The organism is Citrobacter sp. Cy070, from assembly GCF_030332245.1.
GTDB lineage: Bacteria > Pseudomonadota > Gammaproteobacteria > Enterobacterales > Enterobacteriaceae > Citrobacter > Citrobacter youngae.
Genome location: NZ_JAOWIG010000038.1, coordinates 54,533 through 70,753 on the forward strand (window position 1 = coordinate 54,533; position 16,221 = coordinate 70,753).

Below are 16,221 nucleotides of genomic sequence, written 5' to 3' on the forward strand. Positions count from 1 at the left end.
ATGTTATCTGCGTGTTAATGCTCACTTGCGCCAGCCTGCGTTTGTCGCCAGACTATCGCCACCAAACGGGAGGGATTCATGGCTTTGCATTCCACGCGCTGGCTGGCGCTCGGTTATTTCACCTACTTCTTTAGCTACGGTATTTTTCTGCCTTTCTGGAGCGTTTGGCTCGAAGGGCTGGGGCTGACGCCGGAAACCATCGGTTTACTGCTGGGCGCGGGGCTGATTGCCCGTTTTCTCGGTAGCTTGCTGATCGCACCGCGTGTGAGCGATCCCTCTCGGCTGATCTCAGCGTTACGTATTCTGGCCTTGTTGACGTTGGTGTTTGCACTGGCCTTCTGGGCGGGGACCAACGTGGCGTGGCTGATGGTGGTGATGGTCGGCTTTAACCTGTTTTTCTCGCCGCTGGTGCCGCTGACCGACGCACTGGCCAACACCTGGCAAAAACAGATAACCATGGATTACGGTCGGGTACGGCTGTGGGGATCCGTGGCCTTTGTGATCGGCTCTGCGTTGACCGGCAAGCTGGTGAGCCTGTTTGACTATCGGATTATCCTGGTCCTGCTGTCGCTTGGCGTTGCATCAATGCTGCTGGGGATGATGATCCGCCCAAGCGTACAGCCAGCGGGGGAGAACCGTCAGCAGGAGAGCGCGGGATGGCCCGCCTGGCGCGCGCTAATAACCCAAAGCTGGCGTTTTCTGGCCTGCGTGAGTCTGCTGCAGGGCGCACATGCCGCTTATTACGGTTTCAGCGCCATTTACTGGCAGTCTGCCGGTTATTCCGCTTCGGCGGTGGGCTATTTATGGTCATTAGGCGTGGTGGCGGAAGTGATTATTTTTGCGCTCAGCCACAAGCTGTTCCGCCGCTTTAGCGCTCGCGATCTTCTGCTGCTTTCCGCCGTTTGCGGCGTTGCGCGTTGGGGGCTGATGGGCTGGAGCACAGAGCTGCCGTGGCTGATTGTAGTGCAAATCCTGCATTGCGGCACGTTTACCGTCTGCCACCTGGCGGCGATGCGCTACATTGCTGCGCGACAGGGCAGCGAAGTGATTCGTCTCCAGGCGGTGTACTCGGCGGTGGCGATGGGCGGCAGCATTGCCATCATGACCGTATTCGCAGGATACCTGTACCAGAATCTGGGCAGCGGCGTATTCTGGGTGATGGCGCTGGTGGCGCTCCCGGCAATCTTTCTGCGCCCGAAGGTGGCAGCGCAGCCTGCGATGTTATGATTCGAGGATTTTGCGGATCTGCTGCTGTTGATGCGGCGTAAGCGCCAGATCCGCATGAATCAGCGGGGGAGAAAACAGCGGTAGCGGCGTGGTGTATGGCGTAATAATCAGCGTTACCCCGCGCGGCGCACCTCCTTTTTGAAAATCCTGCATCGGCATATGCTTTACGTTGAGCGGCAGCAGCGTCAGTTCGCGCAGTTGTTGCTCTATATGCGCTTCAAGTTGTTCGTTACTACCGGTCAGCAGGATAATCTGCTTCTCGTGCAAATCCTTTTCCTGCATCAGCCAGGCACCGAAAATAACCGCAACCAGGCCGATCTCTTCTTCTGAAAACTGGACATCGTATTCCGCTTCGAAGCCGTGTATTGCCTCACGGGTGGTACGTACCAGCCGGGGGTAAAGTCGGCTGAACTCCTCCGGTAGCGTGTTATCAATGCCAATGGCAAACAAGCTACGGTTAAGCGCCTGGGCAAGGTGAATATAAAGCTGGTCGTGCAGCCCTTGCTCGTCGCTGAAGCGCACGTTGCCATACTCGCGAAAACGCAGCACCAGCCGCGCAATAGCAAGGCGCAAGCGGCGATCCTGCTGGTGATTATCGCGGATAGGATCGGGGATGCGAATCATTGAGAATAACAACGCCATAAACAGCGATTCGCCCAGCGGCGCACGTTGCATGACGTGGCGCTGCCAGTGGCGGCCAATTTCCTCGGCGAGCGGATACTCAGCGCAGGATTGCGCCCACCGTTGCTGGAGTGGGTTAAATTCCGGGGTGATCCCCGCGTGGTGCTGTAGCAGGCAATATTGTAAATACAGGCGCAGGAACTGGATGTCACGACACTCAAACGGCTTCTGTAAGCGCCGAGAGCACAGATTGATGAGCGCATGCAGATTGGTGTCGTCATACAGCGTACGTGCAATACCTTGTTGTTTCAGCTCCATTTTTAATGCGGGCGTGAAATGCTGGGCGATAAAAGTCGGGCAAATTCGCAAACCACGGCGTAGCCACTGCAACAGACACAGGCGCTGATTGAGCGGAGTCCCTTCGATCGCATAGGCACCATTCTGCGCGGTGGCTATCGTGAGCCGGTGATAGCGCTGGATTTCGAGCCCTGCGCCAATAATATCTTCCTGAACCGTGGCATCATCAACGCCATTGAGGCTGGTAAAGGTTTGAGTCGTGGCAATTTGCCCCGGCAGGAAAAGCGTCAGCAGTACCTGGCAACGGCGCTGGGGAGCGGAAAGTACAGATGGCGGAGCAAGCGTTGACATCATCTGTAGGGTCTCCCGTAAGTATGTTTGATAAGAATAGCTAAAGTTTGCTCATAGATTTGGAGAATGGAATGCTTTCCACCAGGAATGCTGGAGAGCGTCACAGAATTTTTCACGTGCGGATCAGATAGCGGGAGTGGAACGCAGCGCGTTAATCCGCTTTTTCACTGTTTTATCTTTTGTTGAGATATAAAAAATGCCAGAGGGGGGAATGCTGGCGGAGGGAGGTATGAACATGCTATCGCAGAGAAGTGAAAAACCTAAAGTGAACGTAGCAATACGACGGAGGCAACAGGTTCATTACCTCCGTAACAGTTGTCTGGCGTTACTGCTCACGACTCAGCGTTAATCCCACATCGCCGCCCGGATGTACCGCCAGCAGCGTTTCTTTTGAGTAGCCGCTCTCGCTCATCAGACAGGCGCAGGCGGCGTCAAAGATAGCCAGCACCAGTAAAATCGAGGTGGTAGCCAACATGTTCAGCGGGTCGGCCTCTCGCTGAACGCCGGTGGAAATCACCAGCCTCGACGCTTTAGCGATGGCTGAATCCGCGTTTTCAGTCATGCTCAGGATGGGCACATTTCTCGCAGCCAGTCCGGGCAGCAGCCGGGTGAGCTCGTCCGAATTACCCCCGCGTGACAGCATAATCACCAGGTCGTCGGCGCGTAAAAAACCGAGATCGCCATGCGCTGCGTCCGTCGCGTTGAGGTAAATCGCCGGACGTTCCACGCAGGCCAGCATATGCGCGACTTTACGCGCTGCAATGCCAGAGGTACCGACGCCGGTGACGACGACTTTGCCCTGACAACCGCGCAGCTCCGCCATTAGCGACTGCCAGACAGGTTCAGTCAGATGCTGCCCCAGACCCGCCAGGGCATCGCTATAGAGCTGGAATACGTCGGTGGCCTGAGACCAGGAGTTACTCATGCGTCCTCCTGCATCAACTGGCGGTATTTCATATGATCCTGATACATCTCGTGGAATACCCGATATTTGCGATCGTAATACTGCTTAATGCGATTAGTCTGCGGGGTAACCGTTTTACCAATCCGGCTCATCGCTGACATTGCTTCCGGGAAGGTATCGAACACGCCTGCGGCGATAGTCCCCATCATGGCGCCGCCCAGCAGCATGGCTTCGCTCTCTTCAGGCAGCAGCATCGCACAGCCGGTGGCGTTGGCATGCTCCTGAACGAAGATCGGGTTTTTCGTCCCGCCGCCGCTGGCCATAATGGTATCGATGGTGTAGCCGCTTTGATTCATCGTTTCAATGATATGACGGGTTCCCAGCGCAATGGCCTGGATGGTCGCGAGGTACTGTAGCGCCATATCTTCCGGCGTGCGCGACAGCTTCAGTCCGGTGATAGCGCCTGTGAGCGTTGGGTTGGCGCGCGGTGAACGGTTGCCGTGGAAATAGGGCAGGATGTGCATGTCACGGGTTAAAAATGCGATATCTTCCGGCTCACCGGCCATTTTACGCAGCAGCGCATTCAGCACTTCATAAATGGTCTGCCCTTGAGATTTCGCCTGGGTCAACAAGGTTTCGTAACAAGGATGCGACTGAATAACGTGGTCGATTAACGCCCCGGTTGCCGACTGTCCACCTTCGTTAAGCCAGTATTCTGGCAGCACTGCTGAGTAGTAAGGACCCCAAACGCCGCCGATAAAACGCGGCTCTTTGGAAATCGCCATGTGTCCGGTAGAGGTGCCGCCAATCAGCGCGACGCGGCGATCGAAATCCGCCACCTCGCCGGAAACACCGCTCGCGCCGAGCGTGCCGAGCGTGCCGGCGTGGGCATCGATGATCGAGACGCTGACAGCGGTCCCCGGAATCAGCCCCATTTCGCTGGCGGCGCGTGCAGAAAGACCATGACCGAGCGGTTCGCCCATGGTTTTCACGTAGCGACCAATTTTGGCGGCATCATGTTCCAGCAAGTCTTCCAGCCCAATCTGGCGGAAATAGCTGGCATCCCACTTGTCTTCATGGCCCATATAAGTCCATTTACACACCGTCGAGCACAATGAGCGCGTGTCATCGCCCGTTGCGCGCCAGGTCAGGAAATCGGGCAGGTCAAAGTAGTATCCCGCATTGGCCCAGGTGTTAGGCATATGTTGCTTCAGCCACAGCAGCTTTGGCGTTTGCATTTCCGGTGAGATAATGCCGCCAACGTAGTCCAGCACCCGGTGGTGCAGGGCGTTGATGCGTTCGGCCTGGGTAATGGCGCGGTGATCCATCCACACAATGATGTTCTGTTCGCTGCGCCCGGACGGACTGATGGTCAGCGGTTTACCTTCTTTATCCAGCACCACCAGTGAACAGGTGGCGTCAAAACCCAGACCTTTCACCTGGATAGGATTGATATCTGACTGGTTAATCGCATCGCGAACCGCGTTACACACTGCCTGCCAGATGTTATCGGAAGACTGCTCAACAAAATCGGCCTGCGGGCGGTAAATCTCGATGGCCCGACTGGCCTGGCCGACCATTCTGCCGTTGAGATCAAACACGCCAGCACGGGCGCTTCCGGTTCCGACATCCACACCAATAAAGTAACTTGCCATAATTTTTTCTCCTGAAATCAGGCTTTACGATTCTGTAATGCGATAAAGAGGATCAGCACCGCGCCCCACAGCGCCATCGTCAGATAGCTGCTGACCCCCAGCAAGTTAAGGCCGCTTTCCAGCATTTGCAGCACAATCAGCGCCAGTACCAGGCCGATAATGCGTCCGAAGCCGCCATCCGGATTGATGCCACCGAGTACGGAGGCAAGGATGGTGACCAGCAGGTAGGACTCACCGTATCCGGCTTTTGCCGAGTTAAATTTCGCCATCATCAGAATGGCGGCGACCCAGCCGAGCAGGGCTGAAATCACGTACACGGAAATTTGTACCCGTACGGTATTCACGCCGCTGTAGCGGGTAGCCTGTTCATTGGAGCCGACGAGATAAAGACTGCGCCCCAGCGTGGTGTGCTCCAGCAGTACCCATAGCAGGATTGCCACCAGGAAAAAGAGCAACAGCGCCACCGGAATACCCACAATTGTGGCGTTGCCAAGGTACTGAATGGCGGTCGGGAAACCCGAAATCACCGTCCCGTTGGAGAGCAGAATATTCAGCCCGGAGATAAGTGTCATCGTGCCGAGGGTGGCGAGAATCGGTGAGACGCCGACCCAGGCAATCAGCGCGCCGTTGAGCGTACCGATAGCCACCGCCACGGCTGCGCCTGCCAGCAGCGCCAGCACCAGAAACAGCGGGTTATCCGGATGGGTAACGATAATCGCTGCCATTACCAGCGAGCAGGCGTTCGCCCCGGCAATAATTGACAGGTTAATGCCGCCGGTCAGCATGGTCATACCCATTCCGAGGGCCAGCATGCCGAGGATCGGTAACTGTGAGCCTATCGACTGGAAGTTAGCGACGCTGAAAAAACGGCTGCCAAGCAGGGCTGAGAAGACCAGGGCGACGACCACAATAATGACGCATTGCAGACGAATGATGGCATCACCGGGTAAAAATCTGGCGATTGTTTTCATCTCAAAGCTCCCTTGCCAGTTTGCGTTTTTCGTTCCAGGCCGTGGCACTGATGCTGACCAGGATAATGGCGCCGCTGAATACGGTGTGCCAGTAAGAGGAGACGCTGAGCAGCGTCAGACCATTTTGTAAGAAGGCGAGCAAGACAACGCCGAGCAGGGTTCCGGTCAACGTACCGCGCCCGCCGCTCATGCTGGTTCCGCCGAGTACGACCGCCGCCAGCACCGTCAGCTCAAAGCCGAGCAGCGAATTGGGTGCAACTGACTGGGTGATTTGCGCCTGAACCACGGCCGCAACACCTGCCAGAATGCCCATATAGCCATACACGTAGAAATGCAGCTTCAGCAGATTCAGCCCCAGGCGTGAGGCCGCGTCGCGGTTGCCGCCCATGGCGTAAACCTGACGGCCAAGACGGGTATAGTTCATCAGCACTGCGGTAAAGACGATCACCGCCGCCAGGCACAGCAGGGGCAGGGTCAGGCCGTAGTCGTAGCCATCTGCCGCGGTGAAGGAGAACCAGTTAATGCCGTTCATAAACCAGTCAGGGAAACCGTACAGCCAGGTGCCTTTGGTGGCGTAAACCAGAAGGCCGTAGTAGACGTTCAGCGTGGCGATGGTAATGATGATTGCCGGAACGCGCAGCCAGTAGACCAGGAAGCCATTAATCAGTCCAAGCAGCAGGCCCACTGCAATCGCAATGGTTAATGCCAGTGCGAAGTTGCCGCCGTGGCCGATCACCCAACTGGCCATCGCATACTGGGCAATCGCGGTCATCGCCGGAAATGAGATATCGATCCCGCCGGAAATCAGCACCACAAACAGCCCACAGGCAAGGATGCCGAGAATCGCGTAGCTGGTGGCCACATCCGTCAGGTTCCCCAAAGACAAGAACTCGTCGGTGCTGATGCTCAGCCCAACCGCCAGCGCCACGACCAGCAGGCCCAGCCAGAATTCATGTTGCCCGATTAAACGGGACAGATGCATCTTATTCATTGATTACCTCGACCACTTCAGCAATCTCCTCTTCACGGCAGTGATGAGGATTAAATTCCGCCACCAGCCTGCCGCGACGCATCACCAGCACGCGGTGGCTGTTGTAATACGCTTCCGGGATTTCATCGCAAATCATCAGCACCGCCATACCTTGTTCCGCTAAATCGCGGGCTATCTGGTAAATGCCCTCTTTGTTGGCGATATCCACGCCTACGGTAGGCGAGTCGAGGATCAGAATGCGGGGATTCGTCGCCACCCATTTGGCAATGGCGATGCGCTGGGCATTGCCGCCGGAAAGCGTTTTGACCGGCAGGTTCGGATCGGACACTTTGATATTCAGTTCGCGGATTAAATCGGCGACCAGCTTTTGCGCTTTATGGTGATCGAGCAAGCCGCTACCGGTGTGCAGTTGATCAAACACCGTGACGATGGTGTTGTCGTAAATCGACTGCTCCATGATCAGCCCCTGCGTCAGGCGATCTTCTGAGACGTAGCCGATCCCGTGTTTGATGGCGTCATGGTTATTGCGCAGAGTAACCGGCTGACCGTTAATACGCATCTCGCCGCTTTCCGGGTGCGTCATGCCGAACAGGCTCAGACAAAGCTCGGTACGCCCGGCGCCCAGCAGGCCGACAATGGAGACAATCTCGCCGCCATGCAGCGACAGATTGATGTTCTGGTATTTGCCTCTGCGGCTTAGGTTGCGCAGCTCCAGCAGGGGGGCTCGAGCGTTGAATGATTTCTCCGGCAACGGACTGTAATGGAAGCGTTGTCCGGTCATCAGGAAAGCCAGCTCGTGGCTGTCCAGTTCGCTGGCAGGATATGTGCCCACCAGTTTGCCGTCGCGCATCACGCTGATGCGGTCTGCCACTTCCATCACTTCATCCAGACGATGGCTGACAAACACCACGCAAATGCCGGCCGCTTTCAGTTCGTTAACCACCTTCAGCAGGCCATTGACCTCCTGACGGGTCAGCGAGGCGGTGGGTTCATCCATAATCACCAGACGCGCATCGGCGGCAATCGCCCGGCAAATGGCGACCAGCTGTCGGTCGGCAATCGAGAGTTTTTCTACTTTTTTATCGGGATCGATATTCACCCCGATACGCTTCATGGCGGCCAGCGCCTGCTGTTTCATAGCACCACGACGTACCCAGATATCACCGCCCGGCAGATAGCGGTTGACCGCGATATTTTCTGCGACGCTAAAGTTGGGGAACAACGACAGGTCCTGGTAGATAACCTGAATGCCATAATGGGAAGAGAGCTGCGGCGTCAGGTGATGGAACAGTTTGCCATCGAGTAAAATCTGCGCGCCTTTTTCCGGGTGATAAACCCCGGAGATCACTTTAATAATGGTGCTTTTACCACAGCCGTTTTGACCCGCCAGACAGTGAACTTCGCCTTTTCTCAGCGTCAGATTCACGTTATCCAGCGCCAGCACGCCCGGGAATTGTTTGCTGATATTCTCAAGAGTGATAAATGCGGTGGTGTCTGTCATGGACAATACCCCTGCGAGCGCCCTGACGGACGCTGAGTGTTAAGTTTGGTTGATAGCGCCGACCAGACGGTCGGCGTTATGGTTTCCCTGGTGTTGGCAAAAGCCTTAGAAACCGAGTGATTGTGCGTTGTCTTTGGTGACTTCGAGGATCTTGTTAAAGCGGATCACTTTCTTCTCCGTGTCGATATCGGCTTTCCCTAAACCGTCGATACTCAGGTCTGCATTGACTTCTTTGCCCTGCAACAGCTGATCGGCAACCGTTACCAGCGCATAGCCCGCATCTTTTGGATCCCACAGCAGCGCTTTTTTGATATCACCGCGCATCAGGTAAGGCGCAGCCTGTGCTGGCATGGCGATCCCGACAACGGCGATCTTATCTTTGGCGCGTTTTTTCTGCACAGCCTGACCCGCACCAATTGGACCCAGTGAGCCGAAACCGATAATCCCCTTCATCTGCGGATAGGTTTTCATCAGATCCAGCGTGGTGGCGTAGGATTTATCGATGCTTTCCGCAACCGGCAGACGTGAAGTGACCTCGAACATTTCCGGATATTTTTCTTTCTGGTACTTGATTGCATAATCCGCCCACGCGTTATGCAGTGGGACCGTCAGCGAGCCGACATAAATGGCGTAACCCCCTTTGCCGCCCATGTTTTTTGCTAGCTCATCAACGTTGGCCTGCGCGTATTTTTCACTGTCGATGGTTTCGATATCCCACTGACCGATTTGCTCGTCCGGGGATTCGTGCGTCAGGACCACAATGCCTTTCTCGCGCGCTTTTTTCAGTACCGGCTCAAGAACCTTGGCATCGTTTGGTACCACGATGATTGCGTTGACGTTTTTGGCGATCAGATCCTCAATCACTTTGACCTGCTGTGCCGGGTCCGGCGTAGACGGACCGGTCTGGTAAGCGTTCACATCCAGTTTTTTTGCTGCTTCGTTAACACCGGTTTCCATGCGGTTAAACCAGGGAATACCGGTGACTTTGGCAACCACAGCAATTTCATATTTTTCCGCCGCAAAGGACGTGCCGGACAACATGCATGCAGAAACCAGGGTTGCACTGAGTAATGCGAGTTTGAATTTCATAGTTGTACCTTTCGTAGAGGGCAGGACATGTCACGGCGTGAAGTTAACAACGAATGGAAGAGGGAATGAATCATAAGTTTGGAGAATGTGATGTACACCCATTATTGTGAATTTATGGAAATAAAATAGTTAACAATTAGTTAAATTTACATGTTTTTAGATTCAAGCGTTCAAATTAATTGTTAATAAAACATTAAAATGAAACTATTAATTAACATCCTATTATCATTTGACTTAAGATTTGACGCCGAAAAGGTGCTTGGGTGGAATTTCCCGAAGAAGAAATTATCGAAATTGAGAACTGAATCGATACCGGAAAAGGGTGCTCAACATTTTTTCGTTCAATGGTATCCTCGGCACACTTGCGCCAAATACGGCATCATTATTTGTGGCGGTGTTGATTTTTAACGTGGAGAACTCATGCAAGGCGTTAAACGTATCATTATGACGTTGTTTCTCGCTGTCCTGTCTTTTGGCACAGGTGCGCATCCCCACAGCTTTATTCATCTGAAAACCGAAGTTGTGAGCGAAAATGATCGGTTCGTCGCGCTAAAAATGCGCTGGACGATGGATGAAATCACGTCGGCGGATCTGCTTTACGACGCGGGGAATGCTAAACCTGGCGATGAAATTTGGAAAAAACTGGCGGCGGAAGTGATGGCCAACGTTCTCGGGCAGCACTATTTCACCGAAGTATGGCACGATGGGAAAAAGGTAAAGTTTAAAAACAGACCGACGGAATATGGCATGGAGCGTGAAGAACACCAGGCGGTGCTGACGTTCGTTCTGCCGCTGGCCGAAGCTCAACCACTGAGCGGTCAAAAATATACTATTTCAACCTTCGATCCGACCTACTACGTCGATATGAGCTATGACAAAGACAGCGACGCCCGGCTTTCGCAGACCATAAGCCAGCAATGCCATATTTCAATGCATACGCCGACGCCGAATGAACACATGCTGAGTTTTGCGCAGTCTCTGGATAAAGAAGACGCACCGCCGGAGGATATGGAGTTGGGTAAACAGTTTGCACAGACGGTGACGCTGCAATGTCAGTAGTTTATCAACAACGCGCAGCCAGACGCCGTTGGCTCACGCTATGGCCACTGGCGGTCTTTTTGTTGCTGGCAACAGGCGGGGGGCTGTGGTTGTGGCAGGCCTGGCCTCAGGTAATGATGCAAAGTGTCGTCTGGCAGCGCGACGTTAACCAGCAGATGAGCGGGTTGCTGAAAGCGGTTGCCGCGAACCCCACACGTGCGGGCGGATCTCTGCTGTTGTTTAGCTTTATATATGGGGTATTGCACGCATTGGGGCCGGGGCACGGCAAAATCGTCATCACGACCTGGCTTGCGACGCATCCGTCGAAACTCAAGTCGAGCATCGGGCTGACGCTGGCGTCTTCCCTATTACAGGGGCTGGTGGCAATAGGGCTGGTGGTTGTGGTGCTCACGGTACTGCAACTGCCTGCCCGACAGCTGCATATGAGCAGCTTCTGGCTGGAGAAAGGAAGTTATGCGCTGGTTGGCGTGTTGGGCGTTTTATTGTGTGTCCGTGCGCTAAAGACATTGCGCCAGCTGCTGATGCGCCCGAAATTCACCGCCTTTACGCCGCACCATGTGCATCACGAGGGCTGCGGCTGCGGGCATCAGCATTTGCCCAACCCGGAACAACTGCAAAGCGGCGATGACTGGCGCGCCCGGTTGATGATTATTTTCTCTATGGGCATGCGTCCCTGCTCTGGCGCAATTATGGTGCTGCTGTTCAGTAAAGTCGTTGGCGTCTTTAGCTGGGGTATGGCGTCGGCGCTGGCGATGGCGGCAGGAACCTCTTTAACAATTACGTCACTGGCTCTGCTGGTACACAGTTTTCGCTCGCTGGCGGTGAGAATTAGCGGACACAAAGCCCCGGTGCTGTGGCGACAGATTGGCTGGACGACGCTGGCGTTAGCCGGTGGTGCGGTGCTGATTGCTGCTGCGGTAGTGATGTGGATGAGCGCGGTGCCGGTGGGGCGGGGGATAAGACCGTTTTAGCACTGTTGTAGGATGAATGCCTGATGGCGCCTCGCTTATCAGGCCTACGGGGAATGCCCCTGGTAGGCCGGATAAGGCGCTAGCCGCCATCCGGCATCAAACGATTAGCGTTTCAGCGCGTCGCTCAGTTCATCACGCATGTTCGCCAGCATGGCTTTAACAACGCGCGGGTTACCTGCAACGATGTTGCCGGTCGCCAGATAGTTATGACCACCGGTGAAGTCGCAAACCAGTGCGCCAGCTTCACGCGCAATCAGCTCACCTGCTGCGAAATCCCATGGTTTCAGACCGATTTCGAAGTAACCGTCAACGCGCGCAGCGGCAACGTAAGCCAGATCCAGCGCAGCAGAACCTGTGCGGCGGAAGTCAGCGCACTCGGTAAACATTTTGCCAAGAATTTTCATGTAAGAAGCGGCGTGTTGCTTCGCTTTGAACGGGAAACCGGTGGCGATGATGGTGCCGTCCAGATCGCGGGCGGTGCTGCCACGCAGGCGATAGCCGTTCAGCTGTGCGCCCTGGCCGCGGGTTGCGGTGAACAGTTCGTTACGCATTGGATCGTAAACAACGGCGACTTCAGTACGGCCTTTAATGCGTACTGCGATAGATACCGCGAAGTGCGGCAGACGTTTTACGAAGTTGGTAGTGCCATCCAGTGGATCGATAACCCATTGAACATCCTGATCTTCACCTGCGTGCTCACCGCTTTCTTCGGTGATGATGGTGTGCTGTGGGTAAGATTTGCGAATAGTTTCGATAATAATCGCTTCGGCGGCTTTATCGACGTTAGTCACGAAATCATTGCTGCCTTTCTGGCTGGTTTCTACAGAGTCTGGGGTTTCGTAGTGTTTGGCAATTACATTACCCGCCTTGCGCGCTGCGCGCACGGCGATGGTCAGCATCGGATGCATCGGTCTCTCTCACTGGATGTTAAAGAACGGGAAAACGGCGCAGAGTATAGCAGCGAGTTCGGAATATGTCTTCGTTTTATGATAATATGCCCGAATAATCTTTAGCCGAAGAAATACAATGCTGCAAAATATTCGAATCGTGCTGGTGGAAACCTCTCACACTGGCAACATGGGCTCTGTAGCCCGCGCAATGAAAACCATGGGTTTAACCAATCTGTGGCTGGTAAATCCACTGGTTAAACCGGACTCTCAGGCTATCGCTCTGGCGGCAGGTGCCAGTGATGTGATCGGCAGCGCGCAGATCGTCGATACTCTCGATGAAGCGCTGGCAGGTTGCAGCCTGGTAGTAGGCACCAGCGCGCGCTCTCGTACGCTGCCGTGGCCAATGCTGGATCCGCGTGAATGCGGTTTAAAAAGCGTCTCTGAAGCGACGAATTCGCCGGTGGCGCTGGTGTTTGGTCGTGAACGCGTTGGTCTGACGAATGAAGAACTGCAGAAGTGCCATTACCACGTCGCTATTGCAGCGAACCCGGAATACAGTTCGCTGAACCTGGCGATGGCGGTGCAGGTCATCTCTTATGAAGTGCGCATGGCCTGGCTGGCGACGCAGGAAAGCGAGAAGACCGCAGAATACGAAGAAGCTGAGTACCCGCTGGTCGATGATTTAGAGCGTTTTTACGGTCATCTGGAACAAACGCTGCTGTCGACCGGGTTTATCCGCGAAGGGCATCCGGGACAGGTGATGAATAAGCTGCGCCGTCTGTTTACGCGTGCGCGTCCTGAGAGCCAGGAGCTGAACATTTTGCGCGGAATTTTAGCTTCAATTGAGCAACAGAATAAAGGCAAGTAAACGTAACGCCTCCGGCAAGTAAAAATGGCACTGAAGGTTAAATACCTGACTAAATTAGTCAAGTAAATAGTTGACTGATTTAGTCGGGAATGTCAGACTTGCCCCTGCTATGCAATACCCCCATTTTACAATAAAAAACCCCGGGCAGGGGCGAGTTTGAGGCTAAGTAAGACATGAGACTGACATCAAAAGGGCGTTATGCCGTGACCGCAATGTTGGACGTTGCGCTCAACTCCGAAACGGGCCCGGTACCGTTGGCTGATATTTCTGAACGTCAGGGAATTTCCCTGTCATATCTGGAGCAGCTGTTTTCCCGTTTGCGTAAAAACGGTCTGGTTTCCAGCGTACGTGGACCAGGCGGCGGGTATCTGCTGGGTAAAGATGCCGGCAGCATCGCAGTAGGTGAAGTTATTAGCGCTGTTGACGAGTCTGTAGATGCGACCCGTTGCCAGGGCAAAGGCGGTTGTCAGGGCGGCGATAAATGCCTGACCCACGCGCTGTGGCGCGATCTGAGCGATCGTCTGACCGGTTTCCTCAACAACATTACGTTGGGCGAACTGGTGAATAATCTGGAAGTCTTGGATGTGTCTGGTCGCCAGCATACCCATGACGCTCCACGCACTAATCGTGCTCAAGACGCGATCGACGTTAAGTTACGCGCATAATAAAAGTATTTTAGAATCAGGCCGGGGTGTTACACACCCCGTTAACACGGTCGTACATCCAGCCGGTTGCCTGATTCCTTGCATTGAAGCGATGTACGGAGTTTATAGAGCAATGAAATTACCGATCTATCTCGACTACTCCGCAACCACGCCGGTGGACCCGCGTGTTGCCGAGAAAATGATGCAGTGTCTGACCCTGGACGGAAACTTTGGTAACCCAGCGTCTCGTTCACACCGTTTCGGCTGGCATGCTGAAGAGGCGGTAGATATCGCCCGTAACCAGATTGCCGATCTTGTGGGCGCTGACCCGCGTGAAATCGTCTTTACCTCCGGTGCGACGGAATCCGATAACCTGGCGATTAAAGGTGCAGCCAACTTTTATCAGAAAAAAGGCAAGCACATCATCACCAGCAAAACCGAACACAAAGCCGTGCTGGACACCTGTCGTCAGCTGGAGCGCGAAGGGTTCGAAGTCACCTACCTCGCCCCGCAGCGTAACGGCATTATCGACCTGAAAGAACTTGAAGCGGCAATGCGTGACGACACCATCCTCGTGTCCATCATGCACGTGAATAACGAAATCGGCGTGGTGCAGGATATCGCGACTATCGGCGAAATGTGCCGCGCACGCGGCATCATCTATCACGTTGATGCGACCCAGAGCGTGGGCAAACTGCCTATCGATCTGAGCCAACTGAAAGTTGACCTGATGTCCTTCTCCGGCCACAAAATCTATGGTCCGAAAGGTATCGGTGCGCTGTACGTGCGTCGTAAACCGCGTATTCGTATTGAAGCGCAGATGCACGGCGGCGGTCACGAGCGCGGCATGCGTTCCGGTACGCTGCCTGTGCACCAGATCGTCGGCATGGGTGAAGCATACCGTATCGCTAAAGAAGAGATGGAAACCGAGATGGCGCGCCTGCGCAGTCTGCGTAACCGTCTGTGGAACGGCGTGAAAGATATGGAAGAGGTGTACCTCAACGGTGACCTCGAGCAGGGCGCACCGAACATTCTCAACGTCAGCTTCAACTTTGTTGAAGGCGAGTCGCTGATTATGGCGCTGAAAGATCTGGCTGTATCCTCCGGTTCTGCATGTACTTCTGCAAGCCTGGAGCCATCCTACGTGCTGCGCGCGCTGGGGATGACCGACGAGCTGGCACACAGCTCAATTCGTTTCTCTTTAGGTCGTTTCACTACCGAAGAAGAGATTGACTACGCCATCAATCTGGTTCGCAACTCCATCGGCCGCCTGCGTGACCTTTCTCCACTGTGGGAAATGTTCAAACAGGGCGTGGATCTGAACAGCATTGAATGGTCACATCACTAATCGGTATCGATAAGGAGAATTCATCATGGCTTACAGCGAAAAAGTAATCGATCATTACGAGAATCCACGTAACGTGGGTTCTTTTGACAACAGCGACGAGAACGTGGGCAGCGGCATGGTGGGTGCACCAGCCTGTGGCGACGTGATGAAGTTGCAGATCAAAGTCAACAATGAGGGTATCATTGAAGACGCGCGTTTCAAGACTTACGGCTGCGGTTCCGCTATTGCTTCCAGCTCTCTGGTTACCGAATGGGTAAAAGGGAAATCTCTGGACGAAGCACAGGCGATTAAAAACACCGATATCGCCGACGAGCTTGAACTGCCACCGGTGAAAATTCACTGCTCTATTCTGGCTGAAGACGCGATTAAAGCCGCGATTGCGGATTACAAAAGCAAACGTGAAGCAAAATAATTAAGAGTTGAGGTTTTATTATGTCGATTACCTTAAGCGACAGTGCAGCAGCGCGTGTAAATACCTTCCTGGCAAACCGCGGTAAAGGGTTTGGTCTGCGTCTGGGCGTGAGAACCTCCGGCTGCTCAGGTATGGCCTATGTACTGGAATTTGTTGACGAGCCGGCGGCTGAAGATACCGTGTTTGAAGACAAAGGCGTAAAAGTTGTGGTCGACGGTAAGAGCCTGCAATTCCTCGACGGTACGCAGTTAGACTTCGTCAAAGAAGGTCTGAACGAAGGGTTTAAGTTTACTAACCCGAACGTGAAAGACGAATGTGGATGCGGCGAAAGCTTCCACGTGTAACGCGCTTACTGATAACCCCACCGTGGTCGCCTGCGCGTGGGGTTTGTTTTACCTGACTCTCTGGTTTTGCCTCATCGA

16 protein-coding genes are annotated in these 16,221 nt (G+C 54.3%); 8 read left to right on the forward strand and 8 right to left on the reverse strand.

Going from position 1 to position 16,221, the window contains the following annotated elements; all coding sequences use genetic code 11:
• The first annotated feature begins 78 nt into the window (after window positions 1-78).
• The gene (locus OGY19_RS03175; protein WP_048210912.1) at window positions 79-1,227 is read left to right on the forward strand and encodes a 3-phenylpropionate MFS transporter; all 1,149 of its coding nucleotides are present in this window, start codon (window positions 79-81) and stop codon (window positions 1,225-1,227) included.
• Here OGY19_RS03175 and csiE read toward each other — a convergent pair.
• From csiE to OGY19_RS03210, 7 genes are all read right to left on the reverse strand, one after another.
• A complete protein-coding gene (csiE, locus tag OGY19_RS03180; RefSeq protein WP_115601657.1) occupies window positions 1,222-2,499 on the reverse strand; it encodes a stationary phase inducible protein CsiE in 1,278 nt (425 codons plus the stop codon). The two genes, OGY19_RS03175 and csiE, sit on opposite strands and share 6 nt — an antisense overlap.
• A 322-nt stretch (window positions 2,500-2,821) precedes the next feature.
• Window positions 2,822-3,421 (reverse strand): KpsF/GutQ family sugar-phosphate isomerase, encoded by a 600-nt coding sequence (locus tag OGY19_RS03185; protein ID WP_115601658.1) that lies wholly within the window; start codon window positions 3,419-3,421, stop codon window positions 2,822-2,824.
• Window positions 3,418-5,055 (reverse strand): FGGY-family carbohydrate kinase, encoded by a 1,638-nt coding sequence (locus tag OGY19_RS03190; protein WP_003847100.1) that lies wholly within the window; start codon window positions 5,053-5,055, stop codon window positions 3,418-3,420. Before OGY19_RS03190 ends, OGY19_RS03185 begins: the two co-directional genes overlap by 4 nt.
• Before the next feature lie 17 nt (window positions 5,056-5,072).
• Window positions 5,073-6,026: an ABC transporter permease gene (locus tag OGY19_RS03195; protein WP_061068342.1), complete on the reverse strand. Its 954-nt coding sequence runs from the start codon at window positions 6,024-6,026 to the stop codon at window positions 5,073-5,075.
• Window position 6,027: 1 nt separating this feature from the next.
• Window positions 6,028-7,017 (reverse strand): ABC transporter permease, encoded by a 990-nt coding sequence (locus OGY19_RS03200; protein WP_115601659.1) that lies wholly within the window; start codon window positions 7,015-7,017, stop codon window positions 6,028-6,030.
• Entirely contained in the window at window positions 7,010-8,518 is a 1,509-nt protein-coding gene (locus OGY19_RS03205) for a sugar ABC transporter ATP-binding protein (protein WP_286596225.1), read from the reverse strand. Before OGY19_RS03205 ends, OGY19_RS03200 begins: the two co-directional genes overlap by 8 nt.
• A gap of 105 nt (window positions 8,519-8,623) precedes the next feature.
• Complete coding sequence (locus OGY19_RS03210) at window positions 8,624-9,607, reverse strand: autoinducer 2 ABC transporter substrate-binding protein (RefSeq protein WP_032949791.1); 984 nt, start codon at window positions 9,605-9,607, stop codon at window positions 8,624-8,626.
• Window positions 9,608-10,027: 420 nt separating this feature from the next.
• On the opposite strand from OGY19_RS03210, the gene OGY19_RS03215 reads away from it, so the two are divergent.
• Both OGY19_RS03215 and OGY19_RS03220 read left to right on the forward strand, forming a co-directional pair.
• Window positions 10,028-10,666, forward strand: a complete 639-nt coding sequence (locus OGY19_RS03215; protein ID WP_048210918.1) for a DUF1007 family protein — start codon at window positions 10,028-10,030, stop codon at window positions 10,664-10,666.
• On the forward strand, window positions 10,657-11,637 hold the full coding sequence (locus OGY19_RS03220) for a nickel/cobalt transporter (RefSeq protein WP_115601661.1): 981 nt from the start codon (window positions 10,657-10,659) through the stop codon (window positions 11,635-11,637). Before OGY19_RS03215 ends, OGY19_RS03220 begins: the two co-directional genes overlap by 10 nt.
• Before the next feature lie 104 nt (window positions 11,638-11,741).
• On the opposite strand, the gene suhB is transcribed toward OGY19_RS03220, so the two are convergent.
• Window positions 11,742-12,545 carry an inositol-1-monophosphatase gene (gene suhB / locus OGY19_RS03225; protein ID WP_003037670.1) on the reverse strand — a complete coding sequence of 268 codons (804 nt, stop codon included), beginning with the start codon at window positions 12,543-12,545 and terminating at the stop codon, window positions 11,742-11,744.
• Between the two features lie 118 nt (window positions 12,546-12,663).
• Here suhB and trmJ point away from each other — a divergent pair, with 118 nt between their 5' ends.
• The 5 genes from trmJ to iscA all read left to right on the forward strand — a co-directional run bounded on the left by trmJ (window position 12,664) and on the right by iscA (window position 16,143).
• A complete protein-coding gene (trmJ, locus tag OGY19_RS03230; RefSeq protein WP_003838431.1) occupies window positions 12,664-13,395 on the forward strand; it encodes a tRNA (cytosine(32)/uridine(32)-2'-O)-methyltransferase TrmJ in 732 nt (243 codons plus the stop codon).
• 173 nt (window positions 13,396-13,568) lie between these two features.
• The gene (iscR, locus tag OGY19_RS03235; RefSeq protein WP_286596226.1) at window positions 13,569-14,060 is read left to right on the forward strand and encodes a Fe-S cluster assembly transcriptional regulator IscR; all 492 of its coding nucleotides are present in this window, start codon (window positions 13,569-13,571) and stop codon (window positions 14,058-14,060) included.
• Between the two features lie 112 nt (window positions 14,061-14,172).
• A complete protein-coding gene (iscS, locus tag OGY19_RS03240; protein ID WP_038642631.1) occupies window positions 14,173-15,387 on the forward strand; it encodes a cysteine desulfurase in 1,215 nt (404 codons plus the stop codon).
• 25 nt (window positions 15,388-15,412) lie between these two features.
• Window positions 15,413-15,799, forward strand: coding sequence for a Fe-S cluster assembly scaffold IscU (gene iscU / locus OGY19_RS03245; RefSeq protein WP_002913991.1), 387 nt, complete (start codon window positions 15,413-15,415; stop codon window positions 15,797-15,799).
• 20 nt (window positions 15,800-15,819) lie between these two features.
• Window positions 15,820-16,143, forward strand: a complete 324-nt coding sequence (iscA, locus tag OGY19_RS03250) for an iron-sulfur cluster assembly protein IscA (RefSeq protein ID WP_003037681.1) — start codon at window positions 15,820-15,822, stop codon at window positions 16,141-16,143.
• The last annotated feature ends 78 nt before the right edge of the window (window positions 16,144-16,221 follow it).

What these genes read in the sequence shown, in the direction of transcription:
- OGY19_RS03175 (WP_048210912.1), top strand. Translation starts at nt 79, where the DNA reads ATGGCTTTGCATTCCACGCGCTGGCTGGCGCTCGGTTATTTCACCTAC.
- csiE (WP_115601657.1), bottom strand. Translation starts at nt 2,499, where the DNA reads ATGATGTCAACGCTTGCTCCGCCATCTGTACTTTCCGCTCCCCAGCGC.
- OGY19_RS03185 (WP_115601658.1), bottom strand. Translation starts at nt 3,421, where the DNA reads ATGAGTAACTCCTGGTCTCAGGCCACCGACGTATTCCAGCTCTATAGC.
- OGY19_RS03190 (WP_003847100.1), bottom strand. Translation starts at nt 5,055, where the DNA reads ATGGCAAGTTACTTTATTGGTGTGGATGTCGGAACCGGAAGCGCCCGT.
- OGY19_RS03195 (WP_061068342.1), bottom strand. Translation starts at nt 6,026, where the DNA reads ATGAAAACAATCGCCAGATTTTTACCCGGTGATGCCATCATTCGTCTG.
- OGY19_RS03200 (WP_115601659.1), bottom strand. Translation starts at nt 7,017, where the DNA reads ATGAATAAGATGCATCTGTCCCGTTTAATCGGGCAACATGAATTCTGG.
- OGY19_RS03205 (WP_286596225.1), bottom strand. Translation starts at nt 8,518, where the DNA reads ATGACAGACACCACCGCATTTATCACTCTTGAGAATATCAGCAAACAA.
- OGY19_RS03210 (WP_032949791.1), bottom strand. Translation starts at nt 9,607, where the DNA reads ATGAAATTCAAACTCGCATTACTCAGTGCAACCCTGGTTTCTGCATGC.
- OGY19_RS03215 (WP_048210918.1), top strand. Translation starts at nt 10,028, where the DNA reads ATGCAAGGCGTTAAACGTATCATTATGACGTTGTTTCTCGCTGTCCTG.
- OGY19_RS03220 (WP_115601661.1), top strand. Translation starts at nt 10,657, where the DNA reads ATGTCAGTAGTTTATCAACAACGCGCAGCCAGACGCCGTTGGCTCACG.
- suhB (WP_003037670.1), bottom strand. Translation starts at nt 12,545, where the DNA reads ATGCATCCGATGCTGACCATCGCCGTGCGCGCAGCGCGCAAGGCGGGT.
- trmJ (WP_003838431.1), top strand. Translation starts at nt 12,664, where the DNA reads ATGCTGCAAAATATTCGAATCGTGCTGGTGGAAACCTCTCACACTGGC.
- iscR (WP_286596226.1), top strand. Translation starts at nt 13,569, where the DNA reads ATGAGACTGACATCAAAAGGGCGTTATGCCGTGACCGCAATGTTGGAC.
- iscS (WP_038642631.1), top strand. Translation starts at nt 14,173, where the DNA reads ATGAAATTACCGATCTATCTCGACTACTCCGCAACCACGCCGGTGGAC.
- iscU (WP_002913991.1), top strand. Translation starts at nt 15,413, where the DNA reads ATGGCTTACAGCGAAAAAGTAATCGATCATTACGAGAATCCACGTAAC.
- iscA (WP_003037681.1), top strand. Translation starts at nt 15,820, where the DNA reads ATGTCGATTACCTTAAGCGACAGTGCAGCAGCGCGTGTAAATACCTTC.